The following is a 17,335-nucleotide window of genomic DNA, read 5'->3' as shown; positions in this document are numbered from 1 at the left end:
AGCCTTCTCGCGACCACCACCGGCGCGCTCGCCAGCAGTGTCGGTACCACCGGCGACGTCACCTATCACGCCGGCGGCGCGCTCGTCTTCGGCACCAGCTCCATCGGCGGCAACCTTAATGCCACTGCCGCCGGCCCGATCAGCCAGACTGGTGCGCTGGACGTCACCGGTACCGCCACCGTCGACGCGGGCAGCAAGGCCGTCACCCTGGCCGAAGCCAACCGGGTCGGCGGTCTGTTCAGTGTCACCACTACCGGCCCCGCCAATCTATCCGGGTACTTCGGCAGCTTGAACACCCACACCGGCGCGCTCAGTCTGGGCGCCACCACCGTCGACAGCAACGCCGCGATCACCGCCAGCGGCCCGATCAGCCAGACGGCAGCGCTCGTCGTCGGCGGCACCACGACGCTCGATGCGGGCGCCAACGCCATCACGCTTGGCAACGCTGGTAACGATTTCGGCGGCGCCGTCAGCGCAGTCGGCGGTACCACCGCGCTACGCGATGCCAACGCGCTCGATGTGGCCCTGCACACCGGCGCCGCCACCCTCGACGCCGCCAGCCTCAGTGCCAGCGGTACAGCCAGCAGCCTTCTCGCGACCACCACCGGCGCGCTCGCCAGCAGTGTCGGTACCACCGGCGACGTCACCTATCACGCCGGCGGCGCGCTCGTCTTCGGCACCAGCTCCATCGGCGGCAACCTTAATGCCACCGCCGCCGGCCCGATCAGCCAGACTGGTGCGCTGGACGTCACCGGTACCGCCACCGTCGACGCGGGCAGCCAGGCCGTCACCCTGGCCGAAGCCAACCGGGTCGGCGGTCTGTTCAGTGTCACCACTACCGGCCCCGCCAATCTATCCGGGTACTTCGGCAGCTTGAACACCCACACCGGCGCGCTCAGTCTGGGCGCCACCACCGTCGACAGCAACGCCGCGATCACCGCCAGCGGCCCGATCAGCCAGACGGCAGCGCTCGTCGTCGGCGGCACCACGACGCTCGATGCGGGCGCCAACGCCATCACGCTTGGCAACGCTGGTAACGATTTCGGCGGCGCCGTCAGCGCAGTCGGCGGTACCACCGCGCTACGCGATGCCAACGCGCTCGATGTGGCCCTGCACACCGGCGCCGCCACCCTCGACGCCGCCAGCCTCAGTGCCAGCGGTACAGCCAGCAGCCTTCTCGCGACCACCACCGGCGCGCTCGCCAGCAGTGTCGGTACCACCGGCGACGTCACCTATCACGCCGGCGGCGCGCTCGTCTTCGGCACCAGCTCCATCGGCGGCAACCTTAATGCCACCGCCGCCGGCCCGATCAGCCAGACTGGTGCGCTGGACGTGACTGGCTCCACCACAGTCGACGCGGGCAGTAACGGGATTGACCTCTCCACCGGCGCCAACCTGTTCCGCTCGCCCATGGTAGTGAGCGGCGGAACGACTGTGATCGCCAGTGACCACGGCAAGCTGGCCGTGACCCTGGCAACGGGCGATACGCAACTCTCTGCCGACGAGATTGAGGTTTCCGGCAGCATGGCGCTGACGAACGCCACCTCCAGCATCCGAAGCCCCAACGCGATTCCGCTCGGCAACCTGTCCATCACTGGAAGCGGTTCGCTTGAGATCATCTCTGGCGCAGTGATGGGATCAAGTGACGTGTCGAACGTCTCGGTGCAGAATGCCAGCGGGTTGCCGAACAAGTTGGCCATCTACGGCGCCAGTATCTACCAGCAGGCCGGCGCTCGGATTTTGACTGGTCCGAACGTGACGCTCTTGCTGATCGCCAACGGAAAAGGATCCATCGACCTGTCTGCTGACGCTTCCGTTGCAATGAGCGATCCGTCCCGCAGTACCACGCGCCTAGGCGACCTGCTCTCCGTCTTCTCGAAGGCCACAGGTGCCAACCGGACTTTGATGCACGACGGAACGAACCAGATCCAGGGCGGCATCTCGGCAATCACCAAGGCCGACGAGAGCCAGGGCACGAATCAGCCCAAGACCATCGTCGCGATTGCTTCTGACACCATCACCGTAGCACCCGGAAGTATCGATCCAGTGACGTCCGTCAGGAAGCCGTCGATCAATTCGGATAGCGTGATGCTTATCGCCCGGGCGATCAACGGCGGAGGCGGCAAGATCCAGACTCACGTCGCTGCTACGGCTTTTGGCGACGGACGCAACATCGCCACCGGCCCGACCCGCTCCGAGGACAAGGATTACGCGATTCTGCCGTCAATCTTCGTGATCTCCGAACCGAACACGTCGGGGTACAGCTTCGGAACTCTTGATGTGCCCATCTCGGTCAGTTTCGGTGCTGTCGCGGGCCAGACCAGCAACAGCTTGCTGCAGACCATCGCGGTTGATCCCTTCAACAAGGAAGGCAGCAGTGGGCAGGTGCCGGTCTATCTCGGCACCAATCTCCAGCCGGGTGAAGACGCCGTCGGCCCGATCAAGCGATATCTGGTATTCCCGATTGACATTCCAAAGAATGTAATCCGGGCAGTGGTTGTCAATGGGGTCAAAATCGAAGATTCGTCGGCATATGACGCAGTTCAGACGGCCGTAGCCGAAATTCTCAACCAGGTTCGCAAGGAGCAGTTGGAAAGTGGTTTCTCCAACGAAAACGTCGCCGCACAGCTACGCAAGGGTGTCATCACCGAAACGCGGGTTGGGCAGGCGGCAGTTGACCGCTTTCAGGGCGTCGCGCCTAGCCAACGCTGCGTCGGCATGATGGTCGGCGAGATGGTGGTGTGCGCTCCCGCAGCTGGCCCGGCGCAGTGAGTCCGATGATTGGAGACTAGAGTGAAATTTAGTAATCGCACGCTGTCCGGTTCCATCTTCACGACGAGGCAAGCATGACGACAGAGATTTGGTTAGAGCCGATTTCCGACGACTGTCCGTGCGGTCCCAACCTTGAGGATGACCTCGATTTCCTGAGCCTTGAGGAGGCGTCGCGTGAGAAGCGCAGCGAGGAGTTCCGAAAGGACGGTGGCGACGCGATCCTGATCCAGGGATCAAACGTCAATTGGGACACGGTGCAGTCTCTCGCCGAAGCACTCCTTGGCCGTACCAAGGATCTGCGGGTGGCCGTGTACCTGACCCGGGCACTGCTCCACACCACCGGATTTGTAGCAATCGCCGGCGGCTTGACGCTGATCAACCGACTGCTTGAACGCTACTGGGACAGTGTTCATCCTGAGCTAGAGGCAGACGAGGACAACGATCCGACGATGCGCATCAATGCGCTTCTGCCACTGTCGTCCCTTGAAGCCGGTATTGCCGACCTGCGTTCCAGCTTCGTGCTCCGCTCCCGCAGTCTCGGTCAACTTACGGTGCGGGAGATCGAAATTGCCCAAGGGCGTCTGCCACCCGGCGCAGATGGAACCAAGCTGACTGAAGCGCAGTTGGCGGGCTTGATCGCCGCGGCCGTCAAAGAAAACCCTGACCTCCCCACGCTCGCTTCCGAAGCCTTGGTCGGAGCGAAGAACATTGGCCGGATCATCGGTGAGCGGGTAGGCGAATCGTATGCTCCTAATCTGAAAATGCTGGAAGCCACGCTCTACAGCGTTGTTCAGGCGGTCGGTCTGTCGGCGCCTTTAGCGGAGACTGCTGCTGCCTCAAATGATGCGCCGGAAGGGCGCGCGACCACCGCTGCCGGGCGACCGACCACGGTGGTCGCTGGCGAGATCTGCTCCCGTCAAGACGTTATACAAATACTCGGTCGTTTATGCGATTATCTTTCCCGGAGCGAACCTACCAATCCGGTTCAGTTGTTGTTGCGCCGGGCGCAGAGGATGATGAACATGTCTTTTCTCGAGCTGATGCAGGACGTCGCGCCTGACGGCCTTGTACAGGCGGAAACGGTGGTCGGCGAGAAGTTGAACAAGGACGAGGAAGAATAACGAAAGCAGTACTTCGGATGCAGTACCGGTGATTCAAACGTATCCGTCTCTCGGAGGCCAAAATGTCAGGCAGCAGTCAAAAATTCATCGCCCGCAACCGGGCACCCCGCGTTCAGATCGAGTACGACGTGGAGCTTTACGGGGCCGAGAAGAAGATTCAGCTTCCGTTCGTGATGGGGGTGATGTCCGATCTCTCAGGCATGCCGGCCGATCCGCTAGCGCCGGTCACCGAACGTAAGTTCCTCGACATCGATGTGGACAACTTCGACAGCCGCATGAAGGCCATGAAGCCCCGCGTTGCCTTTCAGGTACCCAATACGCTGACCGGTGAGGGCAACCTTAACGTCGAACTGACCTTCGATTCGATGGACGATTTTTCGCCGGCCGCCGTGGCCCGTAAGGTCGACGCGCTTAACAAACTCCTAACCGCCCGTCAGCAACTCTCCAACCTCATCACCTACATGGATGGCAAGAGCGGCGCCGAGGAACTGATCCTTAAGGTGCTCAACGATCCGGCCCTGCTCCAGTCGTTGGCCGCAGCGCCCAACCCGAAAGACGAGGCAGCCGGCTGAGGTGATCCCCTCGCCAATTTCCATCGAACGAAGCCGTTTGCCCCGGCAGGGGCGCATGCATGCACTGGAGGTTTTTCGAATGTCCGATCAACAAACCCAAGCCGAAGGACTCGGCAGCGCTGTAACGGTCGAGGGGAGCGACTTCGCTTCACTGCTCCAGAAGGAATTCAAGCCGAAGTCGGACGAAGCCCGCGAGGAAGTTAGTCGAGCAGTCCAGACCCTCGCGCAACAAGCGCTCTCCCAAACCCGGCTGATCGACGAGGATGTGGTGAAATCGATCGAGGCGATCATCGCCGAACTCGACAAAAAGCTCTCCGAGCAGATCAACCTGATCTTGCACAACGACAAGTTCCAGAAGCTCGAAGGCGCATGGCGCGGCCTGCATTATCTCGTCAGCAACACCGAATCCGACGAGACCCTGAAGGTGCGGGTCATGAACATCTCTAAAGACGATCTGGGCAAGACGCTCAAGCGCTTCAAGGGTACGGCGTGGGATCAGAGCCCACTGTTCAAAAAGGTGTACGAAGAGGAGTACGGCCAGTTTGGCGGCGAACCCTTCGGCTGTCTCGTCGGCGATTATTATTTCGACCACTCACCGCAGGATGTCGGTTTGCTTGGCGAGATGGCCAAGATTTCGGCGGCTGCCCACACTCCCTTCATCGCCGGTGTGTCGCCCACCGTGATGCAGATGGATTCCTGGCAGGAACTCGCCAATCCGCGGGATCTCACCAAGATATTCTCAACTCCCGAATACGCCGCCTGGCGCTCACTGCGTGACTCTGACGATGCCCGCTACATCGGGCTGGCGATGCCGCGTTTCCTGTCGCGCCTACCTTACGGCGCTCGCACCAGCCCGGTTGACGATTTTGATTTCGAGGAAGACACCGGGGCCGCCGATCACCGCAAATACACTTGGGCCAATGCAGCCTACGCGATGGCGGTGAACATCAATCGCTCGTTCAAGGAGTTCGGCTGGTGCTCGCGCATCCGCGGCGTAGAATCGGGCGGCGCGGTGCAGAACCTACCGGTGCATTCCTTCCCGACTGACGACGGCGGTGTGGACATGAAATGCCCAACCGAAATCGCTATCAGCGACCGTCGCGAGGCCGAACTTGCGAAGAGTGGCTTCATGCCGCTGATCCACCGCAAGAACTCGGACTTCGCCGCCTTTATCGGCGCGCAGTCACTGCAAAAGCCCGCCGAATACGACGATCCAGACGCCACAGCGAATGCCAATCTGGCCGCGCGCCTGCCCTATCTCTTTGCTTGCTGCCGCTTTGCACATTATCTAAAATGCATTGTTCGGGACAAGGTTGGCTCGTTCAAGGAACGTCCCGACATGGAGCGCTGGCTCCAGAACTGGATCATGAATTATGTGGACGGCGATCCTGCCCACTCAACCGAGCAGACCAAGGCACGTCGGCCCTTGGCTGCGGCTGAAGTCGTTGTCGAGGAGATCGAAGGTAACCCAGGTTACTACTCCTCGAAGTTCTTCCTCCGGCCGCACTATCAGCTTGAAGGCCTCACGGTCTCGCTGCGGCTCGTTTCGAAACTGCCTTCCCAGAAAGCCGGGTAAGGTGTGCCAGGCGGTCCTGCCCTCAGGCAGAGTCGCCGGGTATTGCAAAGGTGAAAGGTGCGACCGACCAACTGATCGTCGGGTAGCACGTGGTTCAACTCTCTAGGAGACGAAAATGGCTGTCGATATGTTCATGAAGATCAAGACGATTGAAGGTGAATCGACCGATAAGACTCATAAGAAAGAAATCGATGTGCTGGCCTGGAGTTGGGGCATGTCGCAGAGTGGCACCACCCATGTCGGTGGCGGCGGCGGAAGTGGCAAGGTCAGCGTCCAGGATCTTTCCTTCACCAAATACGTGGATAGCTCGAGCAACGCATTGATCCTCGGCTGCTGCTCTGGCGAGCACTACGACGAAGCCCTCCTCACGGTGCGCAAGGCCGGTAAGGATCCTCTTGAATACATCAAGATCACCATGAAGGAGGTGATCGTCACTTCTGTGACCACTGGTGGCAGCGGCGGAGAAGATCGCCTGACTGAAAACGTGACACTCAACTTCGCCGAGTTCAAGTTCGAATACCAGCCGCAAAGTGCCAAGGGCGGCAAGGAAGGCGGCGCGAAGATCGCTGCTTGGGACATCGCGCAGAACGCCGCGGGCGGCTGATGGCGTCGGTGGGGGGCGCCGGTTGATGATGACCAGCGCCTTTCGCTTGGCTACCGATGCGGTATTCTCCGGCACGTGCTGTGGGGGCCGAAGTATCGATTCCGCGTTCCGAATAAATCATATTTGCGGTTGGGATTCATATCCTGAAGGGTTAGCATCATGGCCTTGCGCGACATGTTTTTGAAGATTGACGGCGCGAAGCAGGGGCCGATCAAGGGCGAGACGGCCGACCCGCGGCACGCTGGCGAGATCGACGTGGTGTCGTGGTCGTGGGGGATGGACAGCCCGTCCGATGCGTTTGGTAACGCGGTTGCCCGCACGGCGTTCGATCAACTGCACATCGTTAAACAGGTGGATAGCGCGACCACCGCGCTGATGTCGGCGCTACGCAATAACGAATTGATCAAGAAAGCCGTCCTCACCGTGCGTAAGGCTGGCGGTGCGGATGCGCTGGAGTACTTCACAATCACCATCGAGAAGGGGCGCCTCACCCACCATCGCGTAGGCGGCAGCGAGGGAGGCGACTCGTCAGTGCTCACCGAAGAACTGGCGCTGAGCTTCCAGAAGGTGTCCGTCGAGTATGTGCCCCAGGGCAAGACAGGTGGCGGGCGTGGCACGATGACGTTCGAAACCGAGATCAACCTCAAGGCATAGTTTTCGTCACGATGCCGTGTTGTCACAGGCCGCGTGCGCGCGGCGCCACCTTTCCGGATCCCGTTCCATGAACCCAGTCCAAGCTGCCGAACAAGCCCTGAGCAACGGCGACGTCGATCAGGCGCTCGGCTTTCTGCAGGCCGGCGTCCGGGCCAGCCCTGGCGACGCTGCACTGCGCGTCTTCCTGTTCCAGTTGTTGGCGGTGCTTGGTCAGTGGGAGCGAGCGCTCACCCAACTTAATATCGCTGCCGATCTCGATGCTGCGGTGCTCGCGATGGCGCAGATGTACCGCGAGACCCTGCGTTGTGAATTGCTGCGCGCGGAGGTGTTTTCCGGCAGGCGGTCACCGGTGATCTTCGGTCAGCCCGAAAACTGGCTTGCGCTCTTGATCGAATCGCTGCTCACCGCCGGGCAGGGCAACGCCGACGGTGCCGAGTCGCTGCGTAAGCGGGCATTTGACGAGGCGCCAACTAGTGCTGGCAGCATTGACGGCAAGGCCTTCGCGTGGATCGCCGACGCAGACATGCGGCTCGGCCCCATCTGCGAGGCGGTCATCAATGGCCGCTATTACTGGCTGCCATTCGTCCATATCGCGCGGATCGTCATCGAGCCGCCGCAAGACCTGCGCGATGCGGTCTGGATGCCAGCGCACTTCGAGTTCTCCAATGGTGGAGAAACCGTCGGCATCATCCCGACCCGATATCCGAGGTCAGAGTTCGACGCCGATCCACTCGTCCGACTGGCCCGCAAGACCGAATGGGTCGAGCGCCCTGCAGGCGTTTTCTGTGGCCTGGGGCAGCGTGTCTTCACGACCGACATTGGCGATTTTCCACTGATGGACACCCGCGAGATGATCTTCTCGCCTGCTACAGCCGGGGAGTAAGTCCGTGACGGAACCGACACCGAGCGACCGTCTGCAGCCCACGCTGTTCGACCGTTTCACGCTGGAGGGGCGCGTGCTCACCAAGATTGAGTTGCACGCGGCGGTGCGACGCGATCTGACCTCGCTGATGAACGCTGTCCGCCTCGGTGCCAGTGAAGATCTCTCGGCCTACCCAGAAGTCGAGCGTTCGGTGCTTAACTACGGTATGCCTGCCTTCGCCGGCGAGATCGCCTCGACCCTCGACATGCACGGTCTTGAAGCGTCGATCCGTAACGCGATCCTGCGCTTCGAGCCGCGGATTCTCGCGGAGTCCCTGCTGGTCGAGGCGATCGACAACGGCAACGTGCTCGGCTCGCACAACGTCGTCTGCGTCAAAATTTCGGCCCAGATTTGGGCACAGCCGGTGCCCCTCGAACTTCTGCTGAGAACGGAAGTGGATCTGGAGACCGGCCAGGTGGCGCTTGCCGAAGTCCTCCGCTGAGCAGATTGCTATGGATCCACGACTGCTCCAACACTACAACCGCGAACTGCTGCACCTGCGTGAGATGGGTGCAGAGTTTGCCAAGGCATTTCCCAATATCGCTGGGCGACTCGGGATGGAGGGCATCGAGGTTCACGATCCCTATGTCGAGCGCCTGCTCGAAGGCACAGCGTTCCTCGCCGCGCGGGTTCAGCTCAAGCTCGACGCTGAGTTTCCACGCTTCTCCCAGCGCTTGCTGGGGATGCTTTACCCTCACTACATGGCGCCGACGCCAGCGATGCTAATCGCCCAGTTTCAGCCGATGCTGACCGACGCCAACCTTGCTTCAGGAAGCGTGGTGCCGAGGGGGACGGTGATCCGTGGTGCGCCGGGCAAGAACGATTTTAGTCCGAGCCAGTTCAGCACTGCTCACGCGCTTACCCTGTGGCCGGTCGAATTGGTCAAAGCCAGTTATTTTTCCTTTGCGCCGGATCTGCCGCTAGCGGGTCTGCCGCTACGCGGCCCCTGCAAGGGTGGTATTCGGCTGCGTCTGCGCTGCTCCGCTGGGCTCAATTTCTCGCAGACCAGGATCGATGCGCTGCGTTTTTATCTGGGCGGTTCCGAGGATGCCGCCTTTAAGCTCCACGAACTGATTGGCAGCGCCTGCCTTGGTGTGCTGCAAGGCGTGGGAGAACAAGGTCGGGCGCGTTTTGGATTCCTGCCTAGCGAGACAGTGCGCCAGCCGGGCTTTGCCGACGACGAAGCGCTGTTGCCTGCGAGCGCGCGCAATTTCAGTGGCTATCGGCTGCTGCAGGAGTATTTCTCTTTTCCGCAGCGCTACCTGTTTCTCGAGTTGAGCGGGTTGGCAGCAATGGTGGCCACAAACGATACGCCCGAGATGGAACTCATGGTGCTGTTCGGACGGGGCGAGGCGGGCCTAGAAACGGTCGTAGACCGCTCGAATTTCCTGCTCAATTGCACGCCAGCGATCAACCTCTTCGAAAAACGTATTGATCGCATCCAGGTTAGCGACAGCACCAGCGAATTCCACGTGGTGCCCGACCGCACGCGACCAATGGATTTTGAAATCTACGATCTGCGGGAAGTCACCGGCTATGGCTCGGGCGTCGACAGCCAGCAACGCTTCGAGCCCTTTTACGCAGACTACTATGGGGCCGATTCTCATCCCCACGGCTACTATTCGTTGCGTCGCGAACCCCGCCTGTATTCCGAGCGCCAGCAGAGGGGTGGGGCCCGCACCAGTTACATTGGCAGTGAGGTCTTCCTGTCCCTCGTCGATCCCAGCGAGGCGCCCTACCGCTCCGACCTGCGCCAGCTCTCGCTGCTGGCCAGATGCACCAACCGCGACCTGCCGATCATCATGCCGACCGGAGCCAGTGCCAGCGACTTCTCGTTGGAAGTGGCCGCACCGGTTGAGGCGATCCGTTGCGTGAAGGGACCGTCGCGGCCCTATTCGGCGGTGGCCGAGGGCGCGCAGGCGTGGAGTTTCATCAGTCAGCTGTCGCTCAACTATCTGTCGCTGCTCGACACCGATGCGCGTCAGGGTGCCGCTGCGTTGCGCGAGTTGCTCGGGCTGTATGCTAGCTCCGCAGAGGTGGGGTTGAGAAAGCAGGTGGACGGCTTGCGCTCGATCCGCTGTGAACCCGTCATCACCCGCCTGCCAATGCCCGGGCCGCTGTGCTTCGGGCGTGGGCTGGAGGTAGTGCTTGAAATGGACGAGATGTTCTTCGAAGGCGGCAGCGCCTTTCTGCTTGGCAGTGTGCTGGAACACTTCCTGGCTCGTCATGTAAGCATCAACAGCTTCACAGAAACCGTGCTGCGCACCGTTGTGCGCGGCGAGATCATGCATTGGCCGGCGCGATGCGGACTTCGACCCATCCTTTGAGGCCTGGTATCGACGAGTTTCTCGCTGCCATCGGCAGTGAGCCGTGGTCGTGGGATTTTCATCAGGCGCTGCGCCGCATCGAATGCCTGAGTCCAACCTTACCGCGCATCGGCACCGCCGCCCGGCCAGCCGACGAACCGGTGCGGTTAGGTCAGGAACCGTCCCTTGGTTTTGCGCCGGCCACGCTGGCGCGGGTCGTTTCTGGCGAAGTGGGCCGCCCGCCATGGCTCGAAGTCCGCTTCTTCGGCCTGTTCGGCCCCAACGGCCCGCTACCGCTGCATCTGACCGAATATGCCTACGGTCGCCAGTTGCAGGCCGGCGACCCGGCCTTCGCCCGCTTCGCGGACATCATCCACCACCGCTTTTTGAGCCTGTTCTACCGCGCATGGGCGCAAGCCCAACCCTGCGTCAGCCTCGACCGTCCGGCGGAGGATCGTTTCGGCGATTACGTCGGCGCACTGGCGGGCATTGGCCTGCCGGGCGTGCGTCGGCGCGATGCGCTGCCGGATTTCGTCAAGCTCCACCACGCCGCGCTACTCAACCGCCAGGTGCGCAACGCCGAAGGGCTCGGCCAGTTTGTCGGCGGTGTTTTCCGGGTTCCGGTCGAGGTCGAGCAGTTCGTCGGCCACTGGATGCCGGTGCGCGATCGCGACCGCTCGCGCCTTGGGACCGGGTGCTGCACCCTTGGCCGCAACACCCTGCTCGGCAAGCGAGTGTGGGATCGTCAGTACAAATTCCGCCTGCGCCTTGGCCCCACTGACCTCGTTGGCTACTGCAACCTGTTGCCTGGCGGCGCCGGCATCGCCCAGTTGCAGGCGGCGGTGCGCAACTATGCCGGCCTCGAATACACCTGGGACGCGCAACTCGTGCTGAAAACGCTCAGCGTGCCACCGCTGCGCCTGGGCCGCGGCAATCGACTCGGTTACACCAGCTGGCTTGGCCGGCGGCGCAGTGATGCACCGGCCGCCGATCTGATCCTCGATGTGGAACAAGCCCTCAAGCGCCACGTCGCAACCCCCCCCACATTTTTCCGAAATCACACGGTGACACGAACATGAGCGAGATCAGCCGGGTCGCACTTTTTGGCAAACTCAACAGCCTGGGCTACAAGTCCATCGAGGGCGCCACGGTCTTCTGCAAGCTGCGCGGCAATCCGTATGTCGAACTGGTGCACTGGATCCAACAGATCCTGCAGACGCAGGATTCCGATCTGCATCGGATCATCCGCCATTTCGAACTGGACACGGGCAAACTCGCTGGCGACATCATCGCCGCGCTTGACCGTCTGCCACGGGGCGCCACGTCGATCTCCGATCTCTCTGAGGCCGTCGAGAACGCCGTCGAGCGTGGCTGGGTGTACGGCTCGCTGATGTACCGCGAAAGCCATGTGCGCACCGGCCACCTGATTGTCGGTGCGCTCAAGACGCCCAGCTTGCGAAATGCGCTGATGGCGATCTCGCGCCAGTTCGAGCGCATCCGCAGCGACACGCTGACCGAGGATTTCGAGAAGATCGTCGCCGGCTCGCCCGAGGAGGCGCTGGCCGCCAGCGACGGCCCCGGCGCCGCGCCCGGCGAGGCCAGCGGGGCGATTCCGCCCGCCGAGCTGGGCAAGCAGGAAGCGCTCAAGCGCTTCACCACCGACCTCACCGAGCAGGCCCGTTCCGGCAAGATGGACCCGATCGTCGGCCGCGACGAGGAAATCCGTCAGGTGGTGGACATCCTGATGCGCCGCCGTCAGAACAACCCGATCCTGATCGGCGAGGCCGGTGTCGGAAAAACGGCGGTAGTCGAAGGTTTCGCCCAGCGTATCGCTCGCGGAGACGTGCCGCCCAGCCTGAAGGACGTGCAGCTGCGCACCCTTGACGTGGGCCTGCTGCAGGCCGGCGCCAGCATGAAGGGCGAGTTCGAGCAGCGCCTGCGTTCGGTGATCGACGAAGTCCAGGCCAGCCCCAAGCCGGTCATCCTGTTCATCGACGAAACCCACACCCTCGTCGGCGCAGGCGGCGCGGCGGGCACCGGTGACGCGGCCAACCTGCTCAAGCCGGCCCTGGCCCGCGGTACGCTGCGCACCATCGGTGCCACCACCTTCGCCGAATACAAAAAATACATCGAAAAAGACCCGGCGCTGACCCGCCGTTTCCAGTCGATCCAGGTGGATGAACCAAGCGAGGCCAAGGCGCTCTTGATGATGCGTGGCGTCGCCACGACGATGGAAAACCACCACAAGGTGCAGATTCTCGACGAAGCGCTCGAATCGGCGGTCAAACTTTCGCACCGTTACATTCCCGCCCGCCAGCTGCCCGACAAGGCAGTGAGCCTGCTCGACACCGCCAGCGCACGGGTCGCGGTGAGCCTGCATGCCACCCCAGCCGAAGTGGATGACAGCCGAAAGCGCATCGCAGGGCTCGAAACCGAGCTGGAGATCATCGGCCGCGAAAAGGACATCGGCCTCGACGTGGCTGAGCGCGAAGCCTCCGCCAGCGAAGCACTGGCAGCCGAGGTGGCCCGCCTCGCCCAACTCGACGCTCGCTGGACGATGGAAAAAACACTGGTGGATGAACTCCTTGCCCTGCGTGGCAAGTTGCGCGGTAGCTTGCAGCCCGTTGAGGGTACCGGGAGCACGGTGGAGGCGGCAGCTGCCGAAGCGCAGCCGGCGCCGACCCATTCGCTTCCAGCGTATAGTGCCGCCGAGGCGCCGTTCGACCGCGACGCGCTGCTGGCCCGCCTACATGCGGTGCAGACCGAACTCATCGACCTGCAGGGCGAGCACCCGTTGATCCTGCCCACCGTCGATCATCAGGTGGTGGCCAGCGTTGTTGCCGACTGGACCGGCATCCCGGTTGGCCGGATGGCGCGCAACGAGATCGAAACGGTGCTCAATCTGCCCAAAATTCTCGCCCGGCGCATCATCGGCCAGGATCACGCAATGGAAATGATCGCCCGGCGCATCCAGACCTCTCGCGCTGGCCTCGACAATCCCAGCAAACCTATCGGTGTGTTCTTGCTTGCCGGCACCTCCGGCGTCGGCAAGACCGAGACCGCACTGGCGCTGGCCGAGGCGCTCTACGGCGGTGAGCAAAACGTCATCACCATCAACATGAGCGAATACCAGGAGGCGCACACCGTCTCCACGCTCAAGGGCGCTCCACCGGGCTACGTCGGCTACGGCGAGGGTGGCGTGCTCACCGAGGCGGTAAGGCGCCGGCCCTACAGCGTGGTGCTTCTCGACGAAGTCGAGAAGGCCCACCCGGATGTACACGAGATCTTCTTCCAGGTCTTCGACAAAGGCTGGATGGAAGACGGCGAAGGGCGCGTCATCAGCTTCAAGAATACCTTGATCCTGCTCACCACCAACGCCGGCACCGAACTCATCACCAGCCTGTGCAAGGATCCGGACCTGATGCCCGACGCCGAAGGTATGTCCAAGGCGCTGCGGGAACCGCTGCTCAAAGTCTTCCCCCCGGCGCTGCTGGGGCGGCTGGCGGTGATTCCCTATTACCCGCTCAACGACGAGATGATCGGCGCCATCGCACACTTGCAACTGGGCCGCATCGCTAGGCGCGTGCGCGAGAACCACCGGGTGCCTTTCACCTTCGACGACGCAGTCATCAAGCTCATCGCCAGCCGGTGTACCGAATTTGAAAGTGGCGGGCGGATGATCGACGCGATCCTCACCAACACCATGCTGCCGCGCATCAGCGAGGAATTTCTGCGGCGGATGCTCGAAGGCAAACCGATCGAACGGGTGCACGTGGGCGTCGAAGGCAACGATTTCCAGTACAGCTTCGACTGACATAAACCCTGGCGGCGGCGTGCGCGGCGGACGGGTGAAACGAGGAGGCCAGAATGACTGTGATCGCGGAATCAGTTGGCAGTGCCGGGGGCAACAAACCCGTCGATGTCATCAAGATCATCAATCTGATCAACAACAACGACAGCTACACCGGGCTCGACCAGCCGCTGCCGATGAGCGGCCTAGTGGATGACGCGCTGATCGGCGCCATCAAGTCGTTCCAGGCCAACCACCCGTCCATCCGGTCTGCCCGCCCGGACGGCCGCGTCGACCCCGGCGGCAAGACCCTCGCCTGCCTGGACAAATGCACGAACCGCGCCGGCCGTAGCGTCAGCTACCTACCCAAGGGCTTCGGCGCAGTCACCTTCGGGCGCTTCACCATCGACACCTTCATTGACCTGTACCGCCGCCAGTATCCCGTGCCGGGGCTGGGCGCCAGCGCCGAGCTGGGGCTGTACGACATCGTTGACCGCCTGATTGCCGACAGGGACATCACCGACATCCGCTGGGCCGCCTACATGCTCGCGACCGTCAAGCACGAGTGCGCCAACACCTGGATGCCGATCGAGGAATACGGCAAGGGCGCTGGCAAGGACTACGGCCAGGTGGTGAGCGTGGACGGCCCCAACCAGACCAAGCTCCAGAACACCTACTATGGCCGCGGCTTCGTCCAGCTCACCTGGGATTCCAACTACAAGAAGATGGACGCCGCCCTCGGTCTGTCGGGGCAAGACAGCCTGTACCTCTACCCGGCCAACGCGCTGGACGCCGCCACCGCCTACTCGGTGATGACCTACGGCATGCGCCACGGCTCCTTCACCGGGAAGAAGCTCTCCGACTACATCTCGGGTGCCCAGCTCGACTACCGGAACGCCCGCCGCATCATCAACGGGCACGACCAGGCTGCGCTGATCGCCGCCTACGCGGCCAACATCGAATACCTGCTGCGCTACTGCAATGGCTCCTGACCGCCTCGCCACCGCCTGCTGCCGGCTCCTGCTCGCCCTGCCAGCTATCGGCGCAGACCCGTCCGCCGCCACCGAACGGGCCGACTGGCTGGCCCGCCTGCAATGGTCGGCGGAAGACTGCCCGCAGGCATCCCCGGATCCCGAGCGCAGCGGCGTCGTCGAACTGCCGGCCGCCCGGGGGCGCGCTTACGTCCAGATCCTGTGCGAGCGTTGGGCCTACCAGGGCACCAGCCTGATCTACCGACGCACGCCGGACGGTGGCGCGCTGCTCAGCTTTCCACAGTTCGAATCCGAAGCGCCCGGCCAGCGCACCCGCTACGTCTCGCCGGTGCTCACCGGCAGCCTGCTCGGCGTCGATCCCGACGGTCAGACCCTGCGCGTCCTGCGCAAATACCGGGGAATCGGCGATTGCGGGCAATACCTCGTCTATCAGGTCCGCGGCGGGCAGGTGAGCCTCAAAACCCTGCGCGTGCGCGAATGCACCGAGACGCCACGGGCCTTCTTCCCGCCGCCAAACCAGTGGCCGGTCAAGCGCCGATAAGGCCGCACCCCAACCGATCCGGCCCGCCGGAACTCCGTCTCGAACAAGCCCTTCATGTCAACGACCCAGACCGAACCCCCCCAAAGCGCCCCCACTGGCGAGCTGAGCCTCGAAGAAGCCATCCACTACGCCGTGTCGCTCCAGCGCAAGCAGCAGCTCGATGCCGCAGAAACCCTCTACCGGCGCGTACTCGATCTGGCGCCCGCGCATCCCGATGCGCTGCACTACCTCGGCCTTTTGTGCTTCCAGCGGGGGCGCTCCGACGAAGCCATCGAACTGCTCAGCCGCGCCATCGATCTGGCGCCGGGTTTCGCCGATTTCCACAACAACCTGGGAAACGTGTGCACCGCGCTGGGTTGGGTCGAGGCTGCCGCTGACAGCTACCGGAAGGCCATCGCGCTTGATCCGCGGCGCGCTGACTTCCACAACAACCTTGGCGTGCTCTACCGGGTTACTGAAGCGCCAGAAACCGCTGAGGCTGAATACCAACTGGCCGTCGAACTCGACCCGAAGCATTTTCGCGCCTACAACAACCTCGGCATGCTCTATGCCGCGCGCGATGACATCAAGGCCGCGGTGCAGTACTACTGCAAGTCGATCACCCTGATGCCCGAGCACCCCGACGGACACAAGCTACTCGGGCTGGCCTACTACTCCACCGGACAACTTGCCGAGGCGGCCGAGGTGTTTCGCCAGTGGCTCGAGCAGCAACCGGACGACCCAACTGCCCGTCACATGTACGCCGCCTGCTCGGGCTGCGACGTGCCAGAGCGAGCCGGTGACGACTACATCGTCGACACCTTCGACCGCTTCGCCGAGAGCTTCGAGGAGCAGCTCAAGGTGCGCCTGCGCTACCGGGCGCCCGAGCTAGTGGCCGAGGCGCTTGGTCGCTACCTGCCCGCGCCGGCCAAGCAGCTCGACATCCTCGATGCCGGCTGCGGCACCGGGCTGTGCGGCCCACTGGTGGTGCCATGGGCCGCGCGCCTGGTGGGCGTCGACCTGTCAGTGGGCATGCTCCACCGCGCCGAAGGCAAGGGCTGCTACGACCAGCTATATCGCATCGAGTTGAGCGAGTTCCTGCGCATGCCCGACGAAGCCAGCGCCTACGACGTGATCCTGTCCGCCGACACCTTGTGCTACTTCGGCCCGCTCGAGACCGTGAGTGCTGCTGCGAGGCAGGCTCTGCGGCCGCAAGGGGTGTTTGCCTTCTCGGTGGAGGACGCCGGGGACACGGCATCGTCCGGCCACATTCTCAATCCTAACGGCCGCTATGCCCACACGGCGCCCTACGTGCGCGACTGTCTCAAAGGGGCAGGGTTCCATGTGCTAAGCATTGATCCCGCGGTGCTGCGTACCGAAGGAGGGTCTCCAGTGAATGGCCTGATCATCGTCACCCAGGCAGCGCCCCGACCGGACGCGTCCGTCATGAATCTGTGCGCCGACACGGAGCTGCCCGGGCTATGATTCGAAAAGCAAGGCACGCGT

14 protein-coding genes are annotated in these 17,335 nt (G+C 62.8%); all 14 read left to right on the top strand.

Annotated elements, in window-relative coordinates:
* Positions 1 to 2,772: beta strand repeat-containing protein (locus ACE3N6_RS03755; protein WP_374243837.1), on the top strand; the 2,772-nt coding region annotated here is incomplete at its 5' end.
* Positions 2,773 to 2,846: 74 nt separating this feature from the next.
* Positions 2,847 to 3,893: a type VI secretion system protein TssA gene (gene tssA, locus ACE3N6_RS03750; protein WP_374243836.1), complete on the top strand. Its 1,047-nt coding sequence runs from the start codon at positions 2,847 to 2,849 to the stop codon at positions 3,891 to 3,893.
* Positions 3,894 to 3,955: 62 nt separating this feature from the next.
* Complete coding sequence (gene tssB, locus ACE3N6_RS03745) at positions 3,956 to 4,465, top strand: type VI secretion system contractile sheath small subunit (protein WP_374243835.1); 510 nt, start codon at positions 3,956 to 3,958, stop codon at positions 4,463 to 4,465.
* 79 nt (positions 4,466 to 4,544) lie between these two features.
* On the top strand, positions 4,545 to 6,041 hold the full coding sequence (gene tssC / locus ACE3N6_RS03740; RefSeq protein WP_374243834.1) for a type VI secretion system contractile sheath large subunit: 1,497 nt from the start codon (positions 4,545 to 4,547) through the stop codon (positions 6,039 to 6,041).
* Positions 6,042 to 6,174: 133 nt separating this feature from the next.
* The gene (locus ACE3N6_RS03735; RefSeq protein ID WP_374243833.1) at positions 6,175 to 6,645 is read left to right on the top strand and encodes an Hcp family type VI secretion system effector; all 471 of its coding nucleotides are present in this window, start codon (positions 6,175 to 6,177) and stop codon (positions 6,643 to 6,645) included.
* Between the two features lie 159 nt (positions 6,646 to 6,804).
* The gene (locus ACE3N6_RS03730) at positions 6,805 to 7,299 is read left to right on the top strand and encodes an Hcp family type VI secretion system effector (RefSeq protein WP_374243832.1); all 495 of its coding nucleotides are present in this window, start codon (positions 6,805 to 6,807) and stop codon (positions 7,297 to 7,299) included.
* Between the two features lie 67 nt (positions 7,300 to 7,366).
* Complete coding sequence (locus ACE3N6_RS03725; protein WP_374243831.1) at positions 7,367 to 8,182, top strand: type VI secretion system accessory protein TagJ; 816 nt, start codon at positions 7,367 to 7,369, stop codon at positions 8,180 to 8,182.
* A gap of 4 nt (positions 8,183 to 8,186) precedes the next feature.
* The gene (locus ACE3N6_RS03720; RefSeq protein WP_374243830.1) at positions 8,187 to 8,663 is read left to right on the top strand and encodes a type VI secretion system baseplate subunit TssE; all 477 of its coding nucleotides are present in this window, start codon (positions 8,187 to 8,189) and stop codon (positions 8,661 to 8,663) included.
* Positions 8,664 to 8,673: 10 nt separating this feature from the next.
* Positions 8,674 to 10,548, top strand: coding sequence for a type VI secretion system baseplate subunit TssF (gene tssF / locus ACE3N6_RS03715; RefSeq protein WP_374243829.1), 1,875 nt, complete (start codon positions 8,674 to 8,676; stop codon positions 10,546 to 10,548).
* Positions 10,524 to 11,606: a type VI secretion system baseplate subunit TssG gene (tssG, locus tag ACE3N6_RS03710; protein WP_374243828.1), complete on the top strand. Its 1,083-nt coding sequence runs from the start codon at positions 10,524 to 10,526 to the stop codon at positions 11,604 to 11,606. The genes tssF and tssG overlap by 25 nt, the downstream gene beginning before the upstream one ends.
* The gene (gene tssH, locus ACE3N6_RS03705) at positions 11,603 to 14,341 is read left to right on the top strand and encodes a type VI secretion system ATPase TssH (RefSeq protein ID WP_374243827.1); all 2,739 of its coding nucleotides are present in this window, start codon (positions 11,603 to 11,605) and stop codon (positions 14,339 to 14,341) included. Before tssG ends, tssH begins: the two co-directional genes overlap by 4 nt.
* 53 nt (positions 14,342 to 14,394) lie before the next feature.
* The gene (locus ACE3N6_RS03700; RefSeq protein ID WP_374243826.1) at positions 14,395 to 15,309 is read left to right on the top strand and encodes a hypothetical protein; all 915 of its coding nucleotides are present in this window, start codon (positions 14,395 to 14,397) and stop codon (positions 15,307 to 15,309) included.
* Positions 15,299 to 15,850 (top strand): hypothetical protein, encoded by a 552-nt coding sequence (locus ACE3N6_RS03695; RefSeq protein ID WP_374243825.1) that lies wholly within the window; start codon positions 15,299 to 15,301, stop codon positions 15,848 to 15,850. The genes ACE3N6_RS03700 and ACE3N6_RS03695 overlap by 11 nt, the downstream gene beginning before the upstream one ends.
* 54 nt (positions 15,851 to 15,904) lie before the next feature.
* On the top strand, positions 15,905 to 17,314 hold the full coding sequence (locus tag ACE3N6_RS03690; protein ID WP_374243824.1) for a tetratricopeptide repeat protein: 1,410 nt from the start codon (positions 15,905 to 15,907) through the stop codon (positions 17,312 to 17,314).
* Positions 17,315 to 17,335 lie beyond the last annotated feature (21 nt).

Source organism: Zoogloea sp. (assembly GCF_041904905.1).
GTDB lineage: Bacteria > Pseudomonadota > Gammaproteobacteria > Burkholderiales > Rhodocyclaceae > Zoogloea.
The sequence above is the reverse complement of the archived record's forward strand: the minus strand, read 5'-3'. Positions and strand labels throughout refer to the sequence as shown.

Excerpts from the sequence above, each read along its gene's own strand:
- tssB (WP_374243835.1), top strand. The coding sequence starts at position 3,956 with ATGTCAGGCAGCAGTCAAAAATTCATCGCCCGCAACCGGGCACCCCGC.
- tssH (WP_374243827.1), top strand. The coding sequence starts at position 11,603 with ATGAGCGAGATCAGCCGGGTCGCACTTTTTGGCAAACTCAACAGCCTG.
- tssF (WP_374243829.1), top strand. The coding sequence starts at position 8,674 with ATGGATCCACGACTGCTCCAACACTACAACCGCGAACTGCTGCACCTG.
- tssA (WP_374243836.1), top strand. The coding sequence starts at position 2,847 with ATGACGACAGAGATTTGGTTAGAGCCGATTTCCGACGACTGTCCGTGC.
- ACE3N6_RS03690 (WP_374243824.1), top strand. The coding sequence starts at position 15,905 with ATGTCAACGACCCAGACCGAACCCCCCCAAAGCGCCCCCACTGGCGAG.
- ACE3N6_RS03700 (WP_374243826.1), top strand. The coding sequence starts at position 14,395 with ATGACTGTGATCGCGGAATCAGTTGGCAGTGCCGGGGGCAACAAACCC.
- ACE3N6_RS03730 (WP_374243832.1), top strand. The coding sequence starts at position 6,805 with ATGGCCTTGCGCGACATGTTTTTGAAGATTGACGGCGCGAAGCAGGGG.
- ACE3N6_RS03735 (WP_374243833.1), top strand. The coding sequence starts at position 6,175 with ATGAAGATCAAGACGATTGAAGGTGAATCGACCGATAAGACTCATAAG.
- tssG (WP_374243828.1), top strand. The coding sequence starts at position 10,524 with ATGCGGACTTCGACCCATCCTTTGAGGCCTGGTATCGACGAGTTTCTC.
- tssC (WP_374243834.1), top strand. The coding sequence starts at position 4,545 with ATGTCCGATCAACAAACCCAAGCCGAAGGACTCGGCAGCGCTGTAACG.
- ACE3N6_RS03695 (WP_374243825.1), top strand. The coding sequence starts at position 15,299 with ATGGCTCCTGACCGCCTCGCCACCGCCTGCTGCCGGCTCCTGCTCGCC.
- ACE3N6_RS03725 (WP_374243831.1), top strand. The coding sequence starts at position 7,367 with ATGAACCCAGTCCAAGCTGCCGAACAAGCCCTGAGCAACGGCGACGTC.